This window comes from Pacificispira spongiicola (genome assembly GCF_012926505.1).
Classification (GTDB): Bacteria; Pseudomonadota; Alphaproteobacteria; order UBA8366; family Aestuariispiraceae; genus Pacificispira; species Pacificispira spongiicola.
The window spans coordinates 1-796 of sequence record NZ_JABBNT010000017.1 but is presented as its reverse complement, the minus strand read 5'-3'; the positions used below and the strand labels follow the sequence as shown (position 1 = coordinate 796).

Annotated in this window: 1 protein-coding gene; it reads left to right on the top strand. The window is 65.5% G+C overall.

All coding sequences use genetic code 11. The features are described from left to right. Positions 1-33: 33 nt before the first annotated feature. On the top strand, positions 34-796 hold a 763-nt coding region (locus HH303_RS19905; protein WP_455011045.1), incomplete at its 3' end, for an oxidoreductase.

Genomic DNA, 796 nt, shown 5'->3' with positions numbered 1-796 from the left:
GTCGTGTTGAAGAACCGTCTGGCGAAGGCCGCGATGTCGGATTCGCTCGGCGATGGGGCGGGACGACCGACAGCGCGGCAATCCCGCCTGTATGAACGTTGGTCGCAGGGCGGTTTGGGGCTGTCGATCGTCGGCGAGGTGCAGACCCGACCGGATTTCCCGGAGAAACCCGGCAATCTGGTGCTTCAGGACGGAACGCCCCCAGCGCCCTTCCAGGACCTGACGCGCAAGGGCACGGTCAACGGTACGCATCTTTGGCCTCAACTGGGTCACGCGGGCGCCCTTGCCTTCGCCCCGTTGAGCAATTTGGCCGGGCCCAGCGCTTTGGATCTGCCCGGTCTGAAATGCCGCGAACTGAGCGTCGCGGAAATTCAGGAGATTCCCGGCGAATTCGCCGCCGCCGCCGCGCTTGCCAAATCGTATGGTTTCACCGGGATCGAAATCCACGCGGCCCATGGCTTCCTACTCAGCCAGTTTCTATCACCCCTGTTCAACCGGCGTAGCGACGCTTACGGCGGCTCGGCCGGTGCGCGGGCACGGCTGGTCCTGGAGGTCATCGCCGCCGTGCGCGACGCGGTCGGCCCCGCCTTCCCCATCGGGATCAAGATCAATGCGACCGACTATCTGGAAGGCGGCGTGACGACGACGGAGGCCCTGAGCTTGATCGATGCCCTGGATGCGTCCGCCATCGATCTGATCGATACCAGCGGCGGGACCTATTTCCCCGGCGCGAAGGCGGCGTCGGACGGGCGCGCCAAGGGTGCCTATTTCCGGGACTTCACACGCGCGGCCAAGA